This is a genomic window from Streptomyces sp. NPDC002566 (assembly GCF_042889585.1).
Lineage (GTDB): Bacteria > Actinomycetota > Actinomycetes > Streptomycetales > Streptomycetaceae > Streptomyces.
On record NZ_JBIARD010000009.1, the window covers coordinates 20,682 to 41,886 of the forward strand.

The 21,205-nt window shown below is 70.6% G+C and carries 18 protein-coding genes and 1 riboswitch; of the genes, 10 read left to right on the top strand and 8 right to left on the bottom strand.

The annotated features are described in order from the left end of the window. Window positions 1-47 precede the first annotated feature (47 nt). Window positions 48-1,292 (bottom strand): Ig-like domain-containing protein, encoded by a 1,245-nt coding sequence (locus ACFYXA_RS30425; protein ID WP_389038954.1) that lies wholly within the window; start codon window positions 1,290-1,292, stop codon window positions 48-50. Window positions 1,293-1,525: 233 nt separating this feature from the next. Beyond that, a complete protein-coding gene (locus ACFYXA_RS30430) occupies window positions 1,526-2,773 on the bottom strand; it encodes an Ig-like domain-containing protein (RefSeq protein ID WP_389038957.1) in 1,248 nt (415 codons plus the stop codon). A 154-nt stretch (window positions 2,774-2,927) separates the two neighbouring features. Here ACFYXA_RS30430 and glgX point away from each other — a divergent pair, with 154 nt between their 5' ends. After that, window positions 2,928-5,162, top strand: coding sequence for a glycogen debranching protein GlgX (gene glgX / locus ACFYXA_RS30435; protein ID WP_352250075.1), 2,235 nt, complete (start codon window positions 2,928-2,930; stop codon window positions 5,160-5,162). Window positions 5,163-5,182: 20 nt separating this feature from the next. Here glgX and ACFYXA_RS30440 read toward each other — a convergent pair whose 3' ends face one another. After that, a complete protein-coding gene (locus ACFYXA_RS30440) occupies window positions 5,183-5,860 on the bottom strand; it encodes a GNAT family N-acetyltransferase (RefSeq protein WP_389038961.1) in 678 nt (225 codons plus the stop codon). 109 nt (window positions 5,861-5,969) lie between these two features. Between ACFYXA_RS30440 and ACFYXA_RS30445 the strand changes: the two genes are divergently transcribed. Further along, window positions 5,970-6,182 (top strand): EF-hand domain-containing protein, encoded by a 213-nt coding sequence (locus ACFYXA_RS30445; RefSeq protein WP_130443332.1) that lies wholly within the window; start codon window positions 5,970-5,972, stop codon window positions 6,180-6,182. Window positions 6,183-6,207: 25 nt separating this feature from the next. Here ACFYXA_RS30445 and ACFYXA_RS30450 read toward each other — a convergent pair whose 3' ends face one another. The 5 genes from ACFYXA_RS30450 to gcvT all read right to left on the bottom strand — a co-directional run bounded on the left by ACFYXA_RS30450 (window position 6,208) and on the right by gcvT (window position 11,234). Next, the gene (locus ACFYXA_RS30450) at window positions 6,208-6,765 is read right to left on the bottom strand and encodes a glycoside hydrolase family 25 protein (RefSeq protein WP_352250071.1); all 558 of its coding nucleotides are present in this window, start codon (window positions 6,763-6,765) and stop codon (window positions 6,208-6,210) included. A gap of 98 nt (window positions 6,766-6,863) precedes the next feature. Continuing rightward, window positions 6,864-8,231 carry an L-serine ammonia-lyase gene (locus ACFYXA_RS30455; protein WP_389038966.1) on the bottom strand — a complete coding sequence of 456 codons (1,368 nt, stop codon included), beginning with the start codon at window positions 8,229-8,231 and terminating at the stop codon, window positions 6,864-6,866. Between the two features lie 105 nt (window positions 8,232-8,336). Continuing rightward, a complete protein-coding gene (gene glyA, locus ACFYXA_RS30460; protein ID WP_352250067.1) occupies window positions 8,337-9,599 on the bottom strand; it encodes a serine hydroxymethyltransferase in 1,263 nt (420 codons plus the stop codon). A 14-nt stretch (window positions 9,600-9,613) separates the two neighbouring features. Continuing rightward, complete coding sequence (gene gcvH / locus ACFYXA_RS30465) at window positions 9,614-9,991, bottom strand: glycine cleavage system protein GcvH (RefSeq protein WP_130443324.1); 378 nt, start codon at window positions 9,989-9,991, stop codon at window positions 9,614-9,616. A gap of 124 nt (window positions 9,992-10,115) precedes the next feature. After that, the gene (gene gcvT / locus ACFYXA_RS30470) at window positions 10,116-11,234 is read right to left on the bottom strand and encodes a glycine cleavage system aminomethyltransferase GcvT (protein ID WP_351098914.1); all 1,119 of its coding nucleotides are present in this window, start codon (window positions 11,232-11,234) and stop codon (window positions 10,116-10,118) included. Between the two features lie 166 nt (window positions 11,235-11,400). Next, window positions 11,401-11,511, bottom strand: a riboswitch (glycine riboswitch). A 177-nt stretch (window positions 11,512-11,688) separates the two neighbouring features. On the opposite strand from gcvT, the gene ACFYXA_RS30475 reads away from it, so the two are divergent. The 8 genes from ACFYXA_RS30475 to ACFYXA_RS30510 all read left to right on the top strand — a co-directional run bounded on the left by ACFYXA_RS30475 (window position 11,689) and on the right by ACFYXA_RS30510 (window position 21,174). Further along, window positions 11,689-12,375, top strand: a complete 687-nt coding sequence (locus ACFYXA_RS30475) for an AAA family ATPase (protein WP_352250064.1) — start codon at window positions 11,689-11,691, stop codon at window positions 12,373-12,375. A gap of 84 nt (window positions 12,376-12,459) precedes the next feature. Next, a complete protein-coding gene (locus ACFYXA_RS30480) occupies window positions 12,460-13,260 on the top strand; it encodes an enhanced serine sensitivity protein SseB (protein ID WP_352250062.1) in 801 nt (266 codons plus the stop codon). A gap of 470 nt (window positions 13,261-13,730) precedes the next feature. After that, window positions 13,731-14,534: an enhanced serine sensitivity protein SseB C-terminal domain-containing protein gene (locus ACFYXA_RS30485; RefSeq protein WP_352250060.1), complete on the top strand. Its 804-nt coding sequence runs from the start codon at window positions 13,731-13,733 to the stop codon at window positions 14,532-14,534. Between the two features lie 331 nt (window positions 14,535-14,865). After that, window positions 14,866-15,873: an ABC transporter permease gene (locus ACFYXA_RS30490; protein ID WP_130443316.1), complete on the top strand. Its 1,008-nt coding sequence runs from the start codon at window positions 14,866-14,868 to the stop codon at window positions 15,871-15,873. Between the two features lie 69 nt (window positions 15,874-15,942). Then, a complete protein-coding gene (locus tag ACFYXA_RS30495; RefSeq protein ID WP_352250057.1) occupies window positions 15,943-17,739 on the top strand; it encodes an ABC transporter substrate-binding protein in 1,797 nt (598 codons plus the stop codon). Window positions 17,740-17,849: 110 nt separating this feature from the next. Then, window positions 17,850-18,848, top strand: coding sequence for an ABC transporter permease (locus ACFYXA_RS30500; RefSeq protein ID WP_130443312.1), 999 nt, complete (start codon window positions 17,850-17,852; stop codon window positions 18,846-18,848). Continuing rightward, window positions 18,845-19,942: an ABC transporter ATP-binding protein gene (locus ACFYXA_RS30505; RefSeq protein WP_389038977.1), complete on the top strand. Its 1,098-nt coding sequence runs from the start codon at window positions 18,845-18,847 to the stop codon at window positions 19,940-19,942. Before ACFYXA_RS30500 ends, ACFYXA_RS30505 begins: the two co-directional genes overlap by 4 nt. 14 nt (window positions 19,943-19,956) lie before the next feature. Then, window positions 19,957-21,174 carry an ABC transporter ATP-binding protein gene (locus ACFYXA_RS30510; protein ID WP_389039299.1) on the top strand — a complete coding sequence of 406 codons (1,218 nt, stop codon included), beginning with the start codon at window positions 19,957-19,959 and terminating at the stop codon, window positions 21,172-21,174. The last annotated feature ends 31 nt before the right edge of the window (window positions 21,175-21,205 follow it).

Here is a 21,205-nt window from a genome sequence, read left to right on the forward strand (position 1 = left end):
CGGCGGGTCACATCGGCGGCCGGGGGGGGCCGGGGTCTGCCGGAGGCTTACTTCTTCCACTCCGCCCACGACATGTTCCAGCCGTTGTAGCCGTTGTCCGGGGACACGACCTCGTCGTTGGAGTTCTTCACGACGACCACGTCGCCGATCATCGAGTTCTTGAAGAACCACGCGGCCGGCACCCCGCCGTCGTAGCCGCCGCGCACGTCGCGCAGACCGATGCAGCCGTGGCTGGCGTTGCGGTTGCCGAACGCGTCGCCGCCCCAGTAGTTGCCGTGGATGAAGGTCCCGGAGGTGGTCAGCCGCATGGCGTGCGGGACGTCCTTGATGTCGTACTCACCGCCGTAGCCGACCGTCTCGCCGTTCATCCGGGTCACCGTCAGCTTCTCGCTGATGACCATCTGGCCGTTCCAGGTCTCCATGCCGGGCTGGCCCGTGGTGACCGGGATGGTCTTGACGGTCTTGCCCTCGCGGGTGACCTGCATGGTCAGCTTGTCGACGTCCACCACGGAGACCTGGTTGCGGCCGATGGTGAAGGAGACCGTCTTGGTCTGCTTGCCGTAGACGCCCTCACGGCCCTCGACGCCGTTGAGGTTCATCTTCACCGTGACCTTGGTGCCGGCCTTCCAGTACTTCTCCGGGCGGAAGTCCAGCCGGTCGTTGCCGAACCAGTGGCCCTGGACGTCCACAGGCGGCTCGGTCTTGACGGTGATGGCCTTCTCGACGTCCGCGGGCTTGGTGATGCCCCGCGTGAAGTTGACCGAGAACGGCATCCCGACGCCGACCGTGGAACCGTCCTCCGGCGTGAAGGCGCCGACGAAGGTGTTCTGAGGGGTCAGCGTGGTGAAGCTCGCGTCCTCGGCGGCCGTACGGCCCTGGGCGTCCTTCGCCACGGCGTGCACCTGGTACTTGGTGGCGGCCGCCAGATGCGTGCTCGGCGTCCAGCCGGCCCCGTCCGCGGAGATCGCGCCCGGTATCGCCGTGCCCTTGGCGTCCTTGACGACGACCTCGGTCAGCTTGCCCTTCGCGGCGGTGACCTTCAGCGTGCCGTTGGTGTCGATGTCCTTCGCGCCGTCCTTCGGGGCGATGCTCACGACCGCCTCCGACTGCGCGCCCTGCGCGGTGGCCGAACCGGAGCCCCCGTCGGCCTTCGGCTTCTCCGAGCCGGAGTCCCCGCCCCCGCCGCAGGCCGTGACGGCCAGCATCAGCCCCCCGACGATCAGCGCCAGCCGCTTGTCGCGGCCGCCTGAGCGCCTGCCAACCGATGCCCCCGATATCGGTCGCATGTTCACTTTTCTCTTCCCCTCCCCCGGGCCGGTCAGGCCCGCGCACCGGCGCGTCCCCCGCGCTGGCCGCATATTAACCACAAGGTCAACGGCCCTGGCGGCCCCCGTCTGTCACCGTTCCGTCCCAACTTCGACCTTGGGAGGAAAGGTTCCCGAAACGGGGGCGGGGAACGCGCGGCGCGTCAGGGAGGGGAGATCACGTCGCCGGTATCACCGGGATCGCCGAGCCGGGGGCGCCGTCACTCCACCGCGCTGCCCTCCGTCCACTCCTCCCAGTCCATGTTCCAGCCGCCGAGCCCGTTGTCCGCCGCGACCGTCTTGTCCTTGCTGTTGACGACCTCGACGACGTCGCCGACGAGGCTGCGGTCGAAGAACCAGCCCGCCGGGGTGTCGGAACCGCCGCCCTTGACATCCCGGAGGCCCACGCAGCCATGGCTGAGGTTCACCGTGCCGAACGCGTCCGCCGGCGCCCAGTAGTTGCCGTGCAGGAACGTCCCGGAGCTGGTCAGCCGCATGGCGTGCGGCACGTCCGGGATGTCGTACTCGCTCTTGCCGTCCTTCTTCTTGAAGCCGACCGTGGCGCCGTTCATCCGGGTCAGCTCCAGCATCTCGGTCACCACCATCTTGCCGTTGTACGTCGTCGTCTTCGGCGCCCCGGCCGTGACGGGGACGGTGGCGATCAGCTCGTCCTCGCGCCGCACCTCCATGGTGTGCGCGGCGGCGTCGACGCGGGAGACCTGGTGCCGGCCGACGGTGAAGGAGAACGTCCTGTCCTGGAGCCCGTAGACCCCCGGCGCGGCCTCCACGTCACGGAAGCGCAGCGCGACGCTCACCCGGGTGCCGGGCTGCCAGTACGTCTCGGGGCGGAAGTCCAGCCGGCTGTCGCCGAACCAGTGCGGCCGGACGTCGACGTCCGGCTCGGCGGTGACCTGGACCGCGCGCTCGACGGCGGCCCGGTCGGCGATCTCCCGGTTGAACTCCAGGGAGACGATCATCCCGGTGCCGACGGTGGAGCGGTTCTCCGGCGTGACGTAGCCGATGAAGCGCTCCTCGGGGACGAAGGTGGTGAAGGCGGTGTGCCGGGCCGAGCGGCGGCCCTTGCCGTCGACGGCCACCGCGTCGACCGTGTACCGGGCGGCGAGCCCGAGCCGCGCGTCGCGGGGGCTCCAGCTGCGGCCGTCGGCGGAGAGCCCGCCCGGCACCGGCGTCTCCCGCGCGTCCTGCCACTTGACGACCTTCACCGACTCCAGCCGCCCCTCCGTCACCCGCACCCGCAGCTCCTTGCCGGGGCGCACCGCCCGTGCCCCGTCCTGCGGGGTGACGCGGATGACGTCCCTCGCCGGCGGCGCCTTGCCCTGCGTCAGGTCAGGGCCGCCGCGGCCGCCCTCCCCGGTGCAGCCGGCCGCGCCGACCAGCAGTCCTGCCCATGTCAGTACGGCGGCCAGCGCGGCCCCCGCGCGCCGCGCGCGCCGTTGTACGTGCCTCACGCGATACCCAACGACGGGGCACGCTCCGGGGAAACGTGAGTGCGAGGCATGGTCTGGGCAGAACAGGGGGGAGGACGACGCTACGGGGAGCCGCGGCCGGGACGCCGTACGCCCCGGGGCCACCGTCGTTCCACGAGCCGCGGGAGGCGCAACGGTGTCCAGCGCAGCCGAGCAGGAGGCGGTGGCCGAGAGGCGTACCGCCGCGTCCGCCGTCGTGAACGGGGGACGGCGGGGGACGCCGGGCGTGCCGGTGTGGCCGGGCGCGTCCACACCGCTGGGCGCCCGCTTCCGGGTCGGCCCGGACGGCGTCGCCGGCACCAACTTCGCGCTGTGGGCGGCCGGCGCGGAGGCGGTCGAGCTGTGCCTCTTCGACGAGCAGGGCCGGGAGACCAGGGCCCGCCTCACCGAGCTGACCCACGAGATCTGGCACGGCTTCGTCCCCGGCGTGATGCCCGGCCAGCGCTACGGCTACCGGGTGCACGGCCGCTGGGACCCGTGGACCGGCGGGCGCTGGAACCCGGCGAAACTCCTCCTGGACCCCTACGCGCGCGCGGTGGACGGCGAGTTCGCGCTGCCGCCCGAGGTGTACGGGCATGTGCGGGACTGGCCCGAGCAGCACGTCGCCGACACCGTGCGCGACGAACGGGACTCCGCGCCCTTCGTCCCCAAGGGCGTAGTCGTCCATGACGACGACGACTGGGCCGACGACCGGCGGCCCAAGACGCCCTGGGCGGACTCCGTCATCTACGAACTGCACGTGCGCGGCTTCACGATGCGGCACCCGGCGATCCCCGAGGAACTGCGCGGCACCTACGCCGGTCTGGCGCACCCCGCCGCGATCGAGCACCTGGTGAAGCTGGGCGTCACGGCCGTCGAGCTGCTGCCCGTCCACCAGTTCGCCCACGAGGACCATCTGCTGCGCCGCGGCCTGAAGAACCACTGGGGCTACAACTCCGTCGGCTACTTCGCCCCGCACGCCGCCTACGCCGCGTCCGGCACCAGGGGGCAGCAGGTCGGCGAGTTCAAGCGGATGGTGCGGGCGCTGCACGCGGCCGGCATCGAGGTCATCCTCGACGTGGTCTACAACCACACAGCCGAGGCGGGCGAGCTCGGCCCGACGCTGTCCCTCAAAGGCATCGACAACCGCGGCTACTACCGCCTGCAGTCGGACGCCCGCCGCTACGCCGACTACACCGGCTGCGGCAACACGCTGCACGTGGTCCAGCCGCAGGTGCTCCGCCTGATCACCGACTCGCTGCGCTACTGGGTCACGGAGATGGGCGTCGACGGCTTCCGCTTCGACCTCGCGGCGGCGCTGGCCCGCTCCATGCACGACGTCGACATGCTCTCCCCGTTCCTCGCGGTGATCGCCCAGGACCCGGTGCTGCGCCGGGTGAAACTGATCGCCGAACCCTGGGACGTCGGCTCCGGCGGCTACCAAGTGGGCGCCTTCCCGCCCCTGTGGACGGAGTGGAACGACCGCTACCGCGACGCCGTCCGGGACTTCTGGCGGCACGCGCTGCCCGACGTCCGCGAGATGGGCTACCGCCTCTCGGGCTCCAGCGACCTGTACGCCTGGGGCGGCCGGCGGCCCTACGCCTCGGTCAACTTCGTCACCGCGCACGACGGGTTCACCCTGCGCGACCTCGTGTCCTACGAGCGCAAGCACAACGAGGCCAACGGCGAGGGCAACCGGGACGGCACGAACGACAACCGCGCCTGGAACTGCGGCGCGGAGGGCGAGAGCGACGACGAACGCGTACGGTCCCTGCGCCGCCGCCAGCTGCGCAACCTGCTGACCACGCTGCTGCTGTCGACGGGCGTGCCGATGCTGGTCGCGGGCGACGAGATGGGGCGGACCCAGCGGGGCAACAACAACGCGTACTGCCAGGACAACGAGATCAGCTGGGTCGACTGGGGGCTGCTGGAGGACCCGGGCTGGAAGAACCTGTTCGACCTCACCTCACGGCTGATCTCCCTGCGGCACGACCACCCCGTGCTGCGCCGCCGGGCGTTCTTCTCCGGCCGGCCCCACTCGGTGGACGGGCTGCGCGACCTGGCCTGGTTCACCCCGCGGGGCACGGAGATGACGGAACGGGACTGGTACGCCCCCGCGGCCACGCTGGGCATGTACCTCTCCGGCCGGGACATCCCGGGCCGCGACGAGCGGGGCGCGCCGATCACCGACGACAGCTTCCTCGCCGTCCTGCACGCCGGCGACCGCCCGGCCCCCTTCGTCCTGCCCGGTCCGCCCTGGGCCGAACGCTACGAACTCGTCCTGGACACCTCGACCGAGGACCAGTCCCGCCCGCCGCTGACCTCGCACCCCTCGGCGGTCCCGCTGACGGTCCCGGCCCGCTCGGTGCTCCTCCTGCGCGTCCTCACCTGAACCCGCGGGCGGCGCGTCCCTCAGCGGGCCAGGAGGAGCGCCTCGGACCCCACCGGGACGTACCCGGCGGCCTGGAACGCCCGCATGCTGCGCGCGTTGCCCGGCGCGATCTGCGCCCACAGCGGCTCACCGGCGATCTGCCGCGCCGCGGTGACCAGGGCCCGGCCGAGCCCGCGGCGGCGCGCGTCGGCGTTCGCTGTGTCTACTGTGTCCGATGTGTCCCGTGTGTCCGCTGTGTTCACCTCCACCGACACCTCCAGCCGTCCGCCCACCCCGCGGCCCATCGCCAGCATCCCGCCGTCCGCGGACCAGACGCGCACGTCGTCACGGCGGCGGCGCGCGTAGCGCACCCGGGGATGCGACGCGTCCTCGATCTCCTTCAGCGCGAGGGCCGGCTCACCCGGCAGCGGCGGGCCGACGAGCAGCGCGTCGACGGTGTCGCAGGCGCGGCCGGTGCGCTCCATGAAGGCCGCCAGGAAGAGCGGGTTCATGGTCGCGGCCAGCGCGTCGCAGTGGAGGGCCGCGAGCGTCTCACGCACCCAGCGGGGGTCCTCGTCCGTGAAGACGACGGAGTGCGCGGTGAAGCACAGCACCCCGGCGTCCCGGGCCGAGTGCTGCGGCACGACCGTCGTGCCGCCGTCGGCCGGCGGGAAGACGCCCCGCGCCGCCGCGTCGATTATGTCCCGCAACGTCTCCACTGCCCCGCTCCTCGCGTCGCCGGTGGCCGCCGCACGGGGCGCCCACTCGGGCCGTTAACCTGACCTGCGTCAGTACGACAGCAAAGCTACGGAATAAGGGGCGGACCCGGTGGTCGACATCGAAGAAGCACGCAAGCAGTTCCAGCGGATCGACACGGACGGTGACGGCTTCATCACCGCGGCCGAGTTCAAGACCGCCCTCGCCCAGCAGGGCGACTGGAACGTCACCGAGTCGGTTGCCGAGGCCGTCATCGCCAGCCGTGACCTCAACGGCGACAAGCTCCTGTCGTTCGACGAGTTCTGGGGCTACCTCAGCAAGTGACGAACGGCCACGGGAGTGGGCGCGCTCAGTCGCCCGCGGCCCACTCCCGCAGCGCCGCCCGGTCGGCGAACCGGGCCACGTTGGTGTCCACGGGGTCGTCGGTGTACTGGTGGAAGCGCCACGGGGCCTCGATCCTGGGCTTGCCGGCCGTGCCGTAGTCGGCGATCCACAGCCCGTCCCCGGCGTACGACGTGGTGTCGACGTTCAGCCAGAAGTGCCGGTTGCAGTAGAGGATCACGCGGTTGTCCGGCCGGAGGGCCTTCACCTTGCGGATGAAGCTGTCCTTCTCGGCGTTGGTCGCGTAGGTCCCGCCGCCGGTGGTCTCCCAGTCGACGGCGAGGATGTCGCCCGGCCGGTCGGGGGCCTTGGCGACGAAGTATTCCGCCTGCTCTGTGAGGTTCCCGGGCCACAGGAAGTGGTAGAACCCCACGACCAGTCCGGCCTCACGCGCGGTCTTGGTCTGGGCGGCGAGCTTGGGGTTGACGTACGTACGCCCCTCCGTCGCCTTGACGAAGACGAAGGAGAGGCCGTCCGTACGGTAGTCGGACGACTGGTACGCGCTGACGTCGATGCCTCGGAGCATGGTGCACTCCTGAAGTGCTGGGGGAGGTGAGGGAGTTGTCTGATGCCCGCTCCCCCCACCCCGGAACCTCCCCCTCCGCCCACATCACCCGATGGAGTTCAACACTCGATGATGTTGACCGCCAGTCCGCCCCGGGCCGTCTCCTTGTACTTCACGGACATGTCCGCGCCGGTGTCCTTCATCGTCTTGATGACCTTGTCCAGGGACACCTTGTGCGAGCCGTCGCCGCGCAGCGCCATGCGGGCGGCGGTGACCGCCTTCACCGCGGCCATGCCGTTGCGCTCGATGCAGGGGATCTGGACCAGGCCGCCCACGGGGTCGCAGGTCAGGCCCAGGTTGTGCTCCATGCCGATCTCGGCCGCGTTCTCCACCTGCTCGGGCGAGCCGCCCATGACCTCCGCCAGCGCGCCCGCGGCCATCGAGCAGGCCGAGCCGACCTCGCCCTGGCAGCCGACCTCCGCGCCGGAGATGGAGGCGTTCTCCTTGAAGAGCATGCCGATCGCGCCCGCCGCGAGGAGGAAGCGGACCACGCCGTCCTCGTCCGCGCCGGGGACGAAGTTCATGTAGTAGTGCAGGACGGCGGGGATGATGCCGGCCGCGCCGTTGGTGGGGGCGGTGACCACCCGTCCGCCGGCCGCGTTCTCCTCGTTGACCGCCATCGCGTAGAGCGTGATCCACTCCATGGAGTGGGCCAACGGGTCGCCCTCCGCCCGCAGTTGACGGGCCGTCATGGCGGCGCGACGGCGGACGCGCAGGCCGCCGGGCAGGAGGCCCTCGCGGGACATGCCGCGCGCCACGCAGGCCTGCATCACCCGCCAGATCTCCAGCAGCCCCTCGCGGATCTCCTCCTCGGTCCGCCAGGCCCGCTCGTTCTCCAGCATCAGCGAGGAGATCGACAGGCCCGTCTCCCGCGCCAGCCGCAACAGCTCGTCGCCCGTGCGGAAGGGGTACTTCAGGACCGTGTCGTCGAGCACGATGCGGTCGGCGCCGACCGCGTCCTCGTCGACCACGAAACCGCCGCCGACCGAGTAGTACGTCTTGGTCAGGAGCTCCTCGCCCCGCTCGCCGTAGGCCCACAGCGTCATGCCGTTGGCGTGGTACGGGAGCGTCTCGCGGCGGTGCAGGACCATGTCGTCGTCGTAGGCGAACGGGATCTCGTGCTCGCCCAGGAGCCGGATGCGGCCGGCCGACCTGATCGCCTCCACGCGCTCGTCCGCCGTCTCCACGTCCACCGTGCGCGGCGAGTCGCCCTCCAGGCCGAGCAGCACGGCCTTGGGGGTGCCGTGGCCGTGGCCGGTGGCGCCCAGGGAGCCGTACAGCTCGGTGCGGACGGAGGCGACCGAGGACAGCAGGCCCTCGTTGCGCAGCCGGCGGGCGAACATGCTCGCCGCCCGCATCGGGCCGACCGTGTGGGAGCTGGACGGGCCGATGCCGATCGAGAACAGGTCGAAGACCGAGATGGCCACGGGAACTCCTCCATACAGGGTGGTGCAGAAGTCTTCCGCCGGGCGCCCCGCACGCCCGTTCACGAGTGCGCGGGGCGGCCGCCGGAAAACGATGGAACTACGGAACTACTTCCCCAGACCGGGGTACAGCGGGTGCTTCTCGGCCAGGGCGACGACCCGCGCCCGCAGCGCCTCGGCGTCGTAGGCGGGCTTCAGCGTCTGCGCGATCACGTCCGCGACCTCGGCGAAGTCCTCGGCGGTGAAGCCGCGCGTGGCCAGGGCCGGCGTGCCGATCCGCAGACCCGAGGTGACCATCGGGGGCCGCGGGTCGTTCGGGACGGCGTTGCGGTTGACCGTGATGCCCACCTCGTGGAGACGGTCCTCCGCCTGCTGGCCGTCCAGCTCGGACTCCCGCAGGTCCACCAGGATCAGGTGCACGTCCGTGCCGCCCGACAGGACGTTGACCCCGGCCTCACGGGCGTCCGCGGCCGTCAGGCGCTCGGCGAGGATGCGGGCGCCGTCCACGGTACGCCGCTGGCGCTCCTTGAACTCCTCGCTCGCCGCCACCTTGAAGGAGACCGCCTTCGCCGCGATCACGTGCTCCAGGGGACCGCCCTGGAAGCCCGGGAAGACGGACGAGTTCAGCTTCTTGGCGAACTCCTTCTTCGCCAGGATGATCCCGCCGCGCGGGCCGCCCAGCGTCTTGTGCGTGGTGGAGGTGACGACGTCCGCGTACTCGACCGGGTTCGGGTGCAGCCCCGCGGCCACCAGGCCGGCGAAGTGCGCCATGTCCACCCACAGGTACGCCTCGACCTCGTCGGCGATCCGGCGGAACTCCGCGAAGTCCAGCTGCCGCGGGTACGCCGACCAGCCCGCGATGATCACCTTCGGGCGGTGCTCCTTGGCCAGCCGCTCCACCTCGGCCATGTCGACCAGCCCGGCCTCGTCCACGTGGTAGGCGACCACGTCGAACTGCTTGCCGGAGAAGTTCAGCCGCATCCCGTGGGTGAGGTGGCCGCCGTGCGCCAGGTCCAGGCCCAGGATGGTGTCGCCGGGCTGGGCCAGCGCGAACAGGGCGGCCTGGTTGGCGGAGGCGCCCGAGTGCGGCTGGACGTTGGCGTACTCGGCGCCGAACAGCTCCTTGATCCGGTCGATCGCGATCTGCTCGGCCACGTCGACGTGCTCGCAGCCGCCGTAGTAGCGGCGGCCCGGGTAGCCCTCGGCGTACTTGTTGGTCAGGACCGAGCCCTGCGCCTCCATGACCGCGAGCGGAGCGAAGTTCTCCGAGGCGATCATCTCCAGCGTGGACTGCTGGCGGCGCAGCTCGGCGTCGACCGCCGCGGCGACCTCGGGGTCGAGCTCGTGCAGGGGCGTGTTCAGGACAGACATGCGTCTACGACTCCTCAGCCGGCGGTGTAGGCGGTGTACTCGTCGGCGGAGAGCAGCTCCTCCTGCTCGCCCGTGACCCGTACCTTGAAGAGCCACCCGCCCTCGAAGGGGGCGGAGTTCACCAGCGACGGGTCGTCGACGACGTCCTGGTTGACGGCGACGATCTCACCGTCGACCGGCGAGTACAGCTCGCTGACCGACTTGGTCGACTCCAGCTCGCCGCAGGTCTCGCCCGCGGTGACCGTCTCGCCGGCCTCGGGGAGCTGGACGAAGACCACGTCGCCGAGCGCGTTGGCCGCGTGCTCCGTGATGCCGACCGTCGAGACGCCGTCCTCGGCGCCCGACAGCCACTCGTGCTCCTTGCTGTAACGCAGCTGCTGCGGGTTGCTCATGGCCTGAATTCTCCTGTACGCGGGGGAGTGCTGATGGCTGGATGACGGGGGAAACCGCTGGTGGGCGGTGAAATGTGCGCGGGGTCACGCCGGTGGATGCGACCTCGCGCGAGGCGCCCGGTGACTACTTGCGGCGCTTGTAGAACGGCAGGGCCACGACCTCGTACGGTTCGTGGCTGCCCCGGATGTCCACGCCCACGCCCTCGGTGCCCGGCGCGGCGTGCGCGGCGTCGACGTACGCCATCGCGATCGGCTTGCCCAGGGTGGGGGAGGGGGCGCCGGAGGTGACCTCGCCGATCACCTCGCCGCCCGCGACCACGGCGTACCCGGCGCGCGGGACGCGGCGGCCCTCGGCGACCAGGCCGACCAGCACGCGCGGCGCGCTCGCCTCGGCGCGCTCCGCGGCCGCCAGCAGCGCCTCGCGCCCGACGAAGTCGCCCTCCTTGCCGAACTTCACCACCCGGCCGAGCCCGGCGTCGAAGGGGGTCAGCGACAGCGACAGCTCGTGCCCGTACAGCGGCATGCCCGCCTCCAGGCGCAGGGTGTCCCGGCAGGACAGCCCGCACGGGATCAGGCCGACGCCCTCGCCCGCCTTGGTCAGCGCCTGCCACAGCTCGACCGCGTGCTCCGGCTTCACGAACAGCTCGAAGCCGTCCTCGCCGGTGTAGCCGGTGCGCGCGATCAGCGCGGGCACCCCGGCGACCGTCCCGGGCAGTCCGGCGTAGTACTTCAGACCGTCGAGGTCGGCGTCGGTGAGGGAGGCGAGGATGCCGGGGGACTCCGGGCCCTGGACGGCGAGCAGCGCGTAGGCGTCCCGGTCGTCGCGGACCTCGGCGTCGAAGCCGGCGGACCGCTCCACCAGGGCGTCCAGCACCGCCTGGGCGTTGGAGGCGTTGGCGACGACCATGTACTCGGTCTCGGCCAGCCGGTACACGATGAGGTCGTCGAGGATGCCGCCGTCCGCCACGCAGATCATGGTGTAGCGGGCGCGGCCCACGCCGACGGAGGCGATGTCGCCGACCAGCGCGAAGTTCAGCAGGGCGGCCGCGGCCGGACCGGTCACCGTGATCTCGCCCATGTGCGAGAGGTCGAAGAGACCGGCCCGGGTGCGCACGGCGTTGTGCTCGTCGCGCTCGGAGCCGTAGCGCAGGGGCATGTCCCAGCCGGCGAAGTCGGTCATGGTCGCGCCCAGCGAGCGGTGCAGGGCGTCGAGGGCGGTATGGCGGAGCGGGGTGCTGCTCATCGGGCGTTCGTCTCCCAAGGCAAGACTGGCGAGGTCGTTCCTCCCCATCTGTCATCGGAACCTGAGAGGTTCGCCATGAAGGCCATCCGTACGACGGGGTGACCATGGCTTGCACCTTGGGTGGAGCCGCCCCCCTACGAGGGGCCGGCCCGCTTTTCAGATGTGCCTCGCCCGCGCGGTACGGGGCCTGAGAGATTCAAGGGAGGGACTTGCTCCTTCGGCGCCCCGGGCCGGCGCTCTGGACGAGCGCCGCCGGGAACTCTCCCGCGCGGATTCAAACGGCCGGTATGCAGTTGGCGCGGCCATCATTGCACGGCTCGCCCCGGTCAGGGCAGGCCGCATCTGTAACCGGCTTGTGGCGGTACGTGCACGAAATCGGAAGACACCGCGCATTACCTTCTCTTTACGCTCGACGGGGAGAAGACTTGTCGGACCCCAGGGGAGGACGACCACGGTGAACAGGACCACGGCGTACGTGACCACCTCGGCCTACGCGACCACCTCGGCGCTCGCCGTGCCGGCGCAGCCCGCGGCGCCCGCCGGAGCGGCCTGCGGCTCCCGGACCGCTCCCGTCGTCCGCGACCTGCGCGCCCGCGCCGGCCGCAGCCCGCACGGCCTGCTGTTCGGCCCCCGCGACCTGGTCGTGGTCACCGGCCTGCCCGGCAGCGGGAAGTCCACCCTGATGCGGCGCACGGTCAAGGGCCACCGCGTCGACTCGCAGGACACCCGGGACCGCTGGGACGCGCGGATGCCGCGCGCGCTGCCGTACGCCCTCTACCGTCCCCTCGTCCGCCTCGCCCACTACGCGGGGCTGCGGCGCGCGCTGCGCGAGGGCAAGGGGGTGGTCGTGCACGACTGCGGTACGCAGGCCTGGGTGCGGAACTGGCTGGCCCGCGAGGCCCGCCGCCGCGGGGGCACGCTGCATCTGCTGCTGCTCGACGTCACCGTGGACACCGCGCTCGAAGGCCAGCGGGAGCGGGGGCGCGGGGTCTCCCGCTACGCCTTCCTGCGCCACCGGCGGGCCGCGTCCCGCTTGCTGCGCGCGGTGGAGAAGGGCCGGCTGCCCGCAGGCTGCGGCTCGGCCGTCCTCCTGGACCGCGCCGCGGCGGACACGCTGCGCCGCATCGACTTCACCGGCTGAGATGTCCCGCGGGGCCGGGGTGGGGTGGCGGTACCCGTTAGCCTTTTCTGGCACCAGTGGTTCTCGGCAGGCGGCGGTAGGCAGATGGAATTCCCCCCGGCGGACTTCCCGGCGGACTTCTCCGCGGGTTTCCCGGCACAGGCGCACCCCCCTTCGCACGGCGGATGGCCCGGCAACGAGCTGGAGGAGGCGCTGTCCGCCTCCCTCGGCGTGCCCGGGGCCGGCGCGCGGATCGTGGAGGTGCTCAGCCGCAGCTTCGTGTGGATCCCGCTGCCCAGCGGCGGCGGCCCGCACAGCGGCCCTCTGGACCTGCCGACGCTGGAGCTCGACGGCCAGGCCTACGTGCCCGTCTTCAGCTCCGAGGAGCAGTTCCGCCAGGTCGCCGGCTCGCACATGTCGTACACCATCGCCCCGGCTGTGGAGTTCGCGCGCGGGCTGCCGCCGCAGGTGGGCATCGCGGTCAACCCCGAGGGCGTGGTCGGCGTCCCGCTGCCGCCCGGCGCCGTCGCCGAGCTGTGCCGGGCCGGCCGCACCCCGCTGGACGGCCCCGCCGCAGGCGGCCGGGTCCGCCTGTTCGAACCCGACTGGCAGGACGACCCGATCGACTTCCTGTCCGCCGCGTCGGCCGAGTTCGAGGCGATCGGCGTAGTCGTCACGGCCCGCCGCTGCCTCGCGGCGATCGAGACGGCCGACCCGGTGATGTTCGTCGGCGTCGAACTCTCCCAGTGGGAGGGCGACCTGAGGACCCTTCCCCTGGAAGCCCTCGGCCGGGCCCTGACCACCACCCCGACCCACTGGCCGGTCAACCTGGTCCTCCTGGACGTCACGGACGACCCGGTAGCCACATGGCTGAAACAAAACGTCCGCCCCTTCTACACCCGCTGACGCACCCAGGGCACCCGGCCCAACTCCAGGGGCGCGGGGACCCCGGGCCCCTCACTCCCAGGGCGCCCGGCCCCACCCAGGGGCGCGGGGAACTGCGCGCCCAGCCCCCACAACCCGCACCCGCAGGGGTGAGGGTCCCCGCCCCCCTCATCCCCAGGGCGCCCGGCCCAACTCCAGGGGCGCGGGGAACTGCGCACCCAGCCCCCACAACCCGCACCCGCAGGGGTGAGGGGCCCCCGGCCCCCTGACCCCCAGGGCGCCCGTCCCCACCCAGGGGCGCGGGGAACTGCGCACCCAGCCCCCCCAACCCGCACCCGCAGGGGTCAACCCGCACCCGCCGAACGGCGAGCCCCACCCCGCCGCCCGGGGCCCCGCCCCAACAACCGACACCCGATGGGCACCCGTTGTCGGCGAAGCCACCTAAGCTGGTCCCCACGAAATGTGGCCAACCAATCGAAGGGGCGGTACAGGTGAGCGCCAGCGGCATCGCGACCGGACAGGTCGAGCACATGCTGCGCCAGGTGACGCCCGGGCGCTACGACGCCTACGAGGCGCTCCTGCGCGCCCTCGCCACCCCGACCACCGGCCAGGTGTGGATGCTGCTGTGGCAGGGCCAGGCCGGCTCCCCGGACGCCCAATACGGCACGATGGACGTCGAAGGCCACGGCTACGCCCCCTGCGTCACCTCCGCCCAGGAACTCTCGGCCAGCGGCTGGAACAGGTCGTACGAAGTGGTCGACGGCCTCGACGTGGCCCGCACGCTGTACCCGGACCACCACGGCCTCTGGCTCAACCCGCACGCTCCCGGCGGAGGCGTCGGCATCCCCTGGCTCGACCTGCGCCGCATCGCGACCGGCCTGGACCGCCAGCCGGCCGGCCCGCTGCGGCTGTCCGAACCGGGCGTCGAGGTCCCGCAGTTCTACGCCCTCCTCGCGCAGAACGCCCACCGCACACCGGCGTTGCGCTCACTGCGCCGCGCCTGGGTCCAGCCGGCCCTGGGCGCGCCGTACCTCGTCATCGGGCTGGACGTGTACGACACGTCCCCGCCGGCCGTGGACGCGGTGCGGGCGATGATGCAGCAGTCGATCGGCGCGGTCCCGGAGGGGCTGCCGGTGTCGACGGTCGCGATGACCGACGACCACGACCCGGTGGTGATGTGGATGCGCGTCCACGCCCGCCCGTTCTACGACCGCGAGGCCCACGCCACGGCCCCCGTCGCCCCCTCGCAGGCGTCCGCGGCGGGCTACGGCTATCCTCCTGCCGGCCGTTTCTGACTCGGCGCCCACCCCTCACCCAGCGTGTTCCCGCCGGGGAGGCACCGACCTTCTTCGCGCGTAGATAGCGGCAGTTGAGACCCATCAATGCGCATATGTCCGCATTCGCCCCCGTCCGGCAGTCATTACCCACCGTCCGGATAACGGAATCCCTCTGACCGCATCACGTTTACGCATCCTTTTCCTGCCAAGTCTGGCAACAGATCGCCAAAGCGTTGAAGACTCCCGCTCCAGGGGTGGGTGCTTCACCCCTGCACACGAACGGACTGATCACGCCGCTACAGCGGCAAGTGCGGGCCGGCTACCGCCGGTTGAGAGGGGTCCCTGCCAGATGACGGCACCATTGCACGAGCCGACCGCGGAAGCGGCCCCGAGCCCGGTCGAGGAAGCTGCGGTCGCCGCTTCCGGCACGAAGGCCGTACAGGGTCGCTCCCTCGGCCGGATCGCCTGGGAGCGCCTGAAGCGGGACAAGCTCGCTCTCACGGGCGGCATCATCGTGCTCTTCCTCGTGGTGGTCGCCCTGCTCGCCCCGGTCATCACCGGCGCGCTCGGGCAGGACCCGAACGAGTATCACGAGAACCTCATCGACCCGCTGTTCGGCACCCCCACGGGCTCGCTCGGCGGCGTGAGCGGTGAGCACCTGCTCGGCGTGGAGCCCGTCAACGGCCGCGACATCTTCGCCCGCATCCTCTACGGCGCCCGCATCTCCCTGCTGGTGGGCTTCCTGTCCGCCGTCGTCGCCGTGATCCTCGGCACGGTCCTGGGCATCCTCGCCGGCTTCTTCGGCGGCTGGGTCGACTCCCTGGTCAGCCGGGTGATGGACGGTCTGCTCGCCTTCCCGCAGCTGCTGTTCATCATCGCGCTGGTCTCCGTGATGCCGAGCAACCTGCTGGGCCTGACCGGCTCCAACGTGCGCGTCTTCGTGATGATCCTCGTCATCGGGTTCTTCGGCTGGCCCTACATCGGGCGAGTGGTGCGCGGCCAGACGCTGTCGATGCGTGAGCGCGAGTACGTCGAGGCCGCCCGCTCGCTGGGCGCCGGCCGGCTGTACATCCTCTTCAAGGAGCTGCTGCCCAACCTCGTGGCCCCGATCATCGTCTACACCACGATGATGATCCCCACGAACATCCTCACCGAGGCCGCGCTCAGCTTCCTCGGCGTGGGCGTCAAGCCGCCCACCGCCTCCTGGGGGCAGATGCTCTCCAGCGCGATCGACTACTACGAGTCCGACCCCATGTACATGGTGGTCCCGGGTGTGGCGATCTTCATCACCGTGCTCGCCTTCAACCTCTTCGGCGACGGCGTCCGGGACGCGCTCGACCCGAAGGCATCCCGCTGAACCGCCGCACCCACTGACTGTCCCGTGGTCTCACACGGGGGCTCTCATCTATCCGGAGGATCCGAGATCGTGACTACCGAACGCACCTCAGGGCGGCGGAAGCAGGCGTTTGCCGCTGCCGCCGCGGTCGCCGCGCTGCTGACCACGGCGGCGTGCGGAGGCGGAGACAACGACGGCGGCGGCTCGAAGAACGGCGCCGCCGGCTTCGACGCCGCGAACAACAAGGTCGCCCAGGCCTCGCTCGCCAAGAAGGGCGGGACCCTGAAGTTCGGCGCCGCCCAGGACGCCGACTCGTGGGACACCACGCGCGGTTACTACGGCATGATGTGGAACTTCGCCCGGTACTACAGCCGTCAGCTCGTCACGAACAAGACCGAGCCGGGCAAGGCGGGCGCCGAGCTCACCCCGGACCTCGCCACGGGTCTCGCCAAGGTGACGGACAACGGCAAGACCTACACGTACACCCTGCGTGACGGCGTGACGTGGGAGGACGGCAAGCCGATCACCTCCAAGGACGTCAAGTACGGCATCGAGCGCGTGTGGGCGCAGGACGTGCTGTCCGGCGGCCCGACGTACCTGAAGGACGTGCTGGACCCCACCGGCGCCTACAAGGGCCCGTACAAGGACACCTCGGCGGACAAGCTCGGCCTGAAGGCCATCGAGACGCCGGACGACAAGACCATCGTCTTCAAGCTGCCGAAGGCCAACTCGGACTTCGAGGAGATGCTCGGCCTGATCTCCGCGTCCCCGGTCCGCCAGGACAAGGACACCAAGGCCCAGTACCAGCTGAAGCCGTTCTCCTCCGGCCCGTACAAGTTCCAGTCGTACAGCCCCGGCAAGTCGCTGACGCTGGTCCGCAACGACCAGTGGAAGCAGGCCTCGGACCCGGTCCGCAAGGCCTACCCGGACAAGATCACGATCCAGTTCTTCTCCGACGCCAACCAGCTGGACCAGCGCCTGCTCAACGGTGACCTGGACCTGGACCTCAACCAGACCGGCATGTCGCCGCAGGGCCGCACCACCGCCCTGAAGCAGCACAAGGGCAACCTGGACAACCCGGTCTCCGGCTACGTCCGCTACGCGGTCTTCCCGCAGAGCGTCGCGCCGTTCGACAACATCGAGTGCCGCAAGGCCGTCATCTACGGCGCCGACCACGTCTCGCTCCAGACCGCGCGCGGCGGCCCCGTCGCGGGTGGCGACATCGGCACCAACATGCTGCCGCCGTCCGTCCCGGGCGCCGAGGGCCAGAAGTACGACCCGTACGAGATCGCCGGCGCCAACAAGAGCGGCAACGAGGCCAAGGCCAAGGAGGCCCTGAAGGCCTGCGGCAAGCCCAACGGCTTCACGACCACCATCGCGGTCCGCAACAACAAGCCGGTCGAGGTGGCCACCGCCCAGTCGCTCCAGGCCTCGCTGAAGAAGGTCGGCATCACCGCCGAGATCGACCAGTTCGACGGCTCGCAGACCACCGGCATCATCGGTAGCCCCGAGAACGTCAAGAAGAAGAAGTACGGCATCATCATCATGGGCTGGGGCCCGGACTTCCCGTCCGTGCAGGGCTTCGGTCTGCCGCTGTGGAACAGCAAGTACATCCAGCAGAGCGGTAACAACAACTACGCGCTCATCAAGGACAAGACCATCGACGGTCTGTTCGACCAGTACGTGAACACGCTGGACGACGCCGGCAAGGAGAAGATCTCCACGGAGATCAACCACAAGGTGATGGAGGGCGCGTACTACCTGCCCTTCGTCTTCGAGAAGTTCGTCAACTGGCGCTCGGACAACCTGGCGAACGTCTACACGACCGACGGCTACAGCGGTCAGTACGACTTCGTCAACCTCGGTCTGAAGAACCCGCAGAAGTAGACCCGGCGCACCCGCCACACGGCACGAAAGGCAGGTGAAGGCCGGCGCAGCGTGACCGCGGGCCATCGGGAAACCCCCGGTGGCCCGCCGTCCGCGGCGGGCCGAGAGCTGTGCTCGCTTACCTCATCAGGCGGCTGTTCGCCGCCGCAGTGATGCTGGTGGTCATCATCATGGTGGTCTTCGGCATCTTCTTCCTCGTCCCGAAGTGGGCGGGTGTCGACATCGCGCTGAGCTTCGTGGGCAAGCAGGCCGACCCTGCCGCCATCGCGGGCGTGCGCGAGAAGCTGTCCCTGGACGAACCGATCTACTTCCAGGTCTGGGAGTTCTTCAAGGGCATCTTCGCCGGCCGCACCTACACCGGCGGCGGGGACACCATCCAGTGCGCCGCACCGTGCTTCGGCTACTCCTTCCGCAGTGAGCAGGCCGTCTGGCCGGTGCTGACCGACCGCTTCCCGGTGACCCTGGGTCTCGCGCTCGGCGCCGCCGTGCTGTGGCTGATCTTCGGTGTCGCGGCGGGCGTGCTGTCCGCGCTCAAGCGCGGCACCCTGTGGGACCGCGGTGCGATGGTCGTCGCCCTCGCCGGCGTCTCGCTCCCCATCTACTTCACGGGCATGCTGAGCCTGGCCGTCTTCGCCTTCGGGCTGAAGTGGTTCAACGCGCAGTACGTGCCCCTGGAGGACAGCTTCGGCGGCTGGTTCGGCGGCATGATCCTTCCCTGGATCACCCTCGCGTTCCTCTACGCGGCGATGTACGCCCGGATCACCCGGGCCAACATGCTGGAGATCCTCGGCGAGGACTACATCCGCACCGCCCGCGCCAAGGGCCTCAAGGAGCAGACCGTCATCGGCAAGCACGCCATGCGCTCCACGATGACGCCCATCCTGACCATGCTCGGCATGGACCTCGGCGCCCTCATCGGCGGCGCGATCCTCACCGAGACCACGTTCAGCCTCCCCGGCCTCGGCCAGGCCGTGCTGAACGCCATCAGGAACCAGGACCTGCCCATCATTCTGGGCGTCGTCCTGATCACTTCTCTCGCGGTGCTCATCGCCAACCTCGTGGTGGACGTCCTGTACGCCGTGATCGACCCCCGAGTGAGGCTCGCATGACGGAACTCAGCAAGACCGGAGCGGCCGTGGGCGAGCCCACGCCGTCCTCCCCGGCTCCGACCGCCTTCCTCGACGTGCGCGACCTGAAGGTGCACTTCCCGACCGACGACGGCCTGGTCAAGTCCGTCGACGGGCTCAGCTTCCAGCTGGAGAAGGGCAAGACCCTCGGCATCGTGGGCGAGTCCGGCTCCGGCAAGTCGGTGACCTCGCTCGGCATCATGGGCCTGCACACCGCCGGCCAGTACGGCAAGCGCAAGGCGCAGATCTCCGGCGAGATCTGGCTGGACGGCACCGAACTCCTCGGCGCCGACCCGGACCACGTGCGCAAGCTGCGCGGCCGCGAGATGGCGATGATCTTCCAGGACCCGCTGTCCGCGCTGCACCCGTACTACACGATCGGCCAGCAGATCGTGGAGGCGTACCGGATCCACCACGACGTCGACAAGAAGACCGCCCGGCGCCGGGCGATCGAGATGCTCGACCGGGTGGGCATCCCGCAGCCGGACAAGCGCGTGGACAACTACCCGCACGAGTTCTCCGGCGGTATGCGCCAGCGCGCGATGATCGCGATGTCGCTGGTCAACAACCCCGAGCTGCTCATCGCGGACGAGCCGACGACCGCCCTGGACGTGACCGTCCAGGCGCAGATCCTCGACCTCATCCGCGACCTGCAGAAGGAGTTCGGCTCCGCGGTCATCGTCATCACCCACGACCTGGGCGTCGTCGCCGAACTCGCCGACGACATTCTGGTGATGTACGGCGGACGCTGCGTCGAGCGAGGGCCGGCCGAGAAGGTGTTCTACGAGCCCCGCCACCCCTACACCTGGGGTCTGCTCGGCTCGATGCCGCGGCTCGACCGCGACCAGCAGGAACGCCTGATCCCGGTCAAGGGCTCCCCGCCCTCCCTGATCAACGTCCCGTCCGGCTGCGCCTTCAACCCGCGCTGCCCGTACGCTGACCTCCCGAAGGACGACGTCACCCGCACGGTCCGCCCCGAGCTGGCCGAGGTCGGCAGCCGGCACTGGGCCGCCTGCCACCTGAGCAAGGAGCAGCGGGAGCGTATCTGGACCGAAGAGATTGCGCCGAAGCTGTGAGTGACGACAAAGCGGTGACGATTCCCGCGCAGGCCGGTGAGAACCGTCGTACCGACGGTGAGGTGCTGCTGAAGGTCACCGGCCTGCAGAAGCACTTCCCGATCAAGAAGGGCCTGCTCCAGCGGCAGGTCGGCGCGGTGCACGCGGTCGACGGGCTGGACTTCGAGGTCCGTTCCGGCGAGACGCTCGGCGTCGTGGGCGAGTCCGGCTGCGGCAAGTCCACGATGGGCCGGCTGATCACCCGGCTGCTCGAACCGACCGGCGGCAAGATCGAGTTCGAGGGCAAGGACATCACGCACCTCGGCGTCGGCGGCATGCGCCCGCTGCGCCGCGACGTGCAGATGATCTTCCAGGACCCGTACTCCTCGCTGAACCCGCGCCACACCATCGGCACGATCGTCGGCGCCCCCTTCAAGCTCCAGGGCGTCGAGCCCGAGGGCGGGGTCAGGAAGGAAGTGCAGCGGCTGCTGTCGGTCGTGGGTCTCAACCCCGAGCACTACAACCGCTACCCGCACGAGTTCTCCGGCGGTCAGCGCCAGCGCATCGGCATCGCCCGCGCGCTCGCGCTCAACCCCAAGCTGGTCGTGGCCGACGAGCCGGTGTCCGCGCTGGACGTGTCGATCCAGGCGCAGGTGGTCAACCTGCTCGACGACCTCCAGCAGGAGCTCGGCCTGACGTACGTGATCATCGCGCACGACCTCTCGGTCGTCCGGCACGTCTCGGACCGGATCGCGGTGATGTACCTCGGCAAGATCGTCGAGCTGGCCGACCGCGACGCGCTGTACAAGTCGCCGATGCACCCGTACACCAAGGCGCTGATGTCGGCGGTGCCGATCCCGGACCCCCGCCGCAAGGACGCCAAGAGCGAGCGGATCCTGCTCAAGGGCGACGTGCCCTCGCCGATCTCGCCGCCCACCGGCTGCCGGTTCCACACCCGGTGCTGGAAGGCGACGGAGATCTGCAAGACCACCGAGCCCAAGCTCGTCGAGCTGCGCCCCGGTCAGCAGGTCGCCTGCCACCACCCGGAGAACTTCGCGGACCAGGCCCCGCAGGACACCGTCCTGCTGACCGCTGCGAAGGAGGCGGCGGAGCTGGTGGCCGACGAGGTGCTCGCGGAGTCGGCGGAGACCTCGGCGGCGGTGGCGTCCCTCACGGAGGAGACGACGACCGCCGAGGCGGAGCCGGCGACGCCTCCCGCCCCGCCTGCGGAGACGCCTTCCAAGGAGAAGTAAGCACCATCGAGCCCCCGCCTTGCAATGGAAG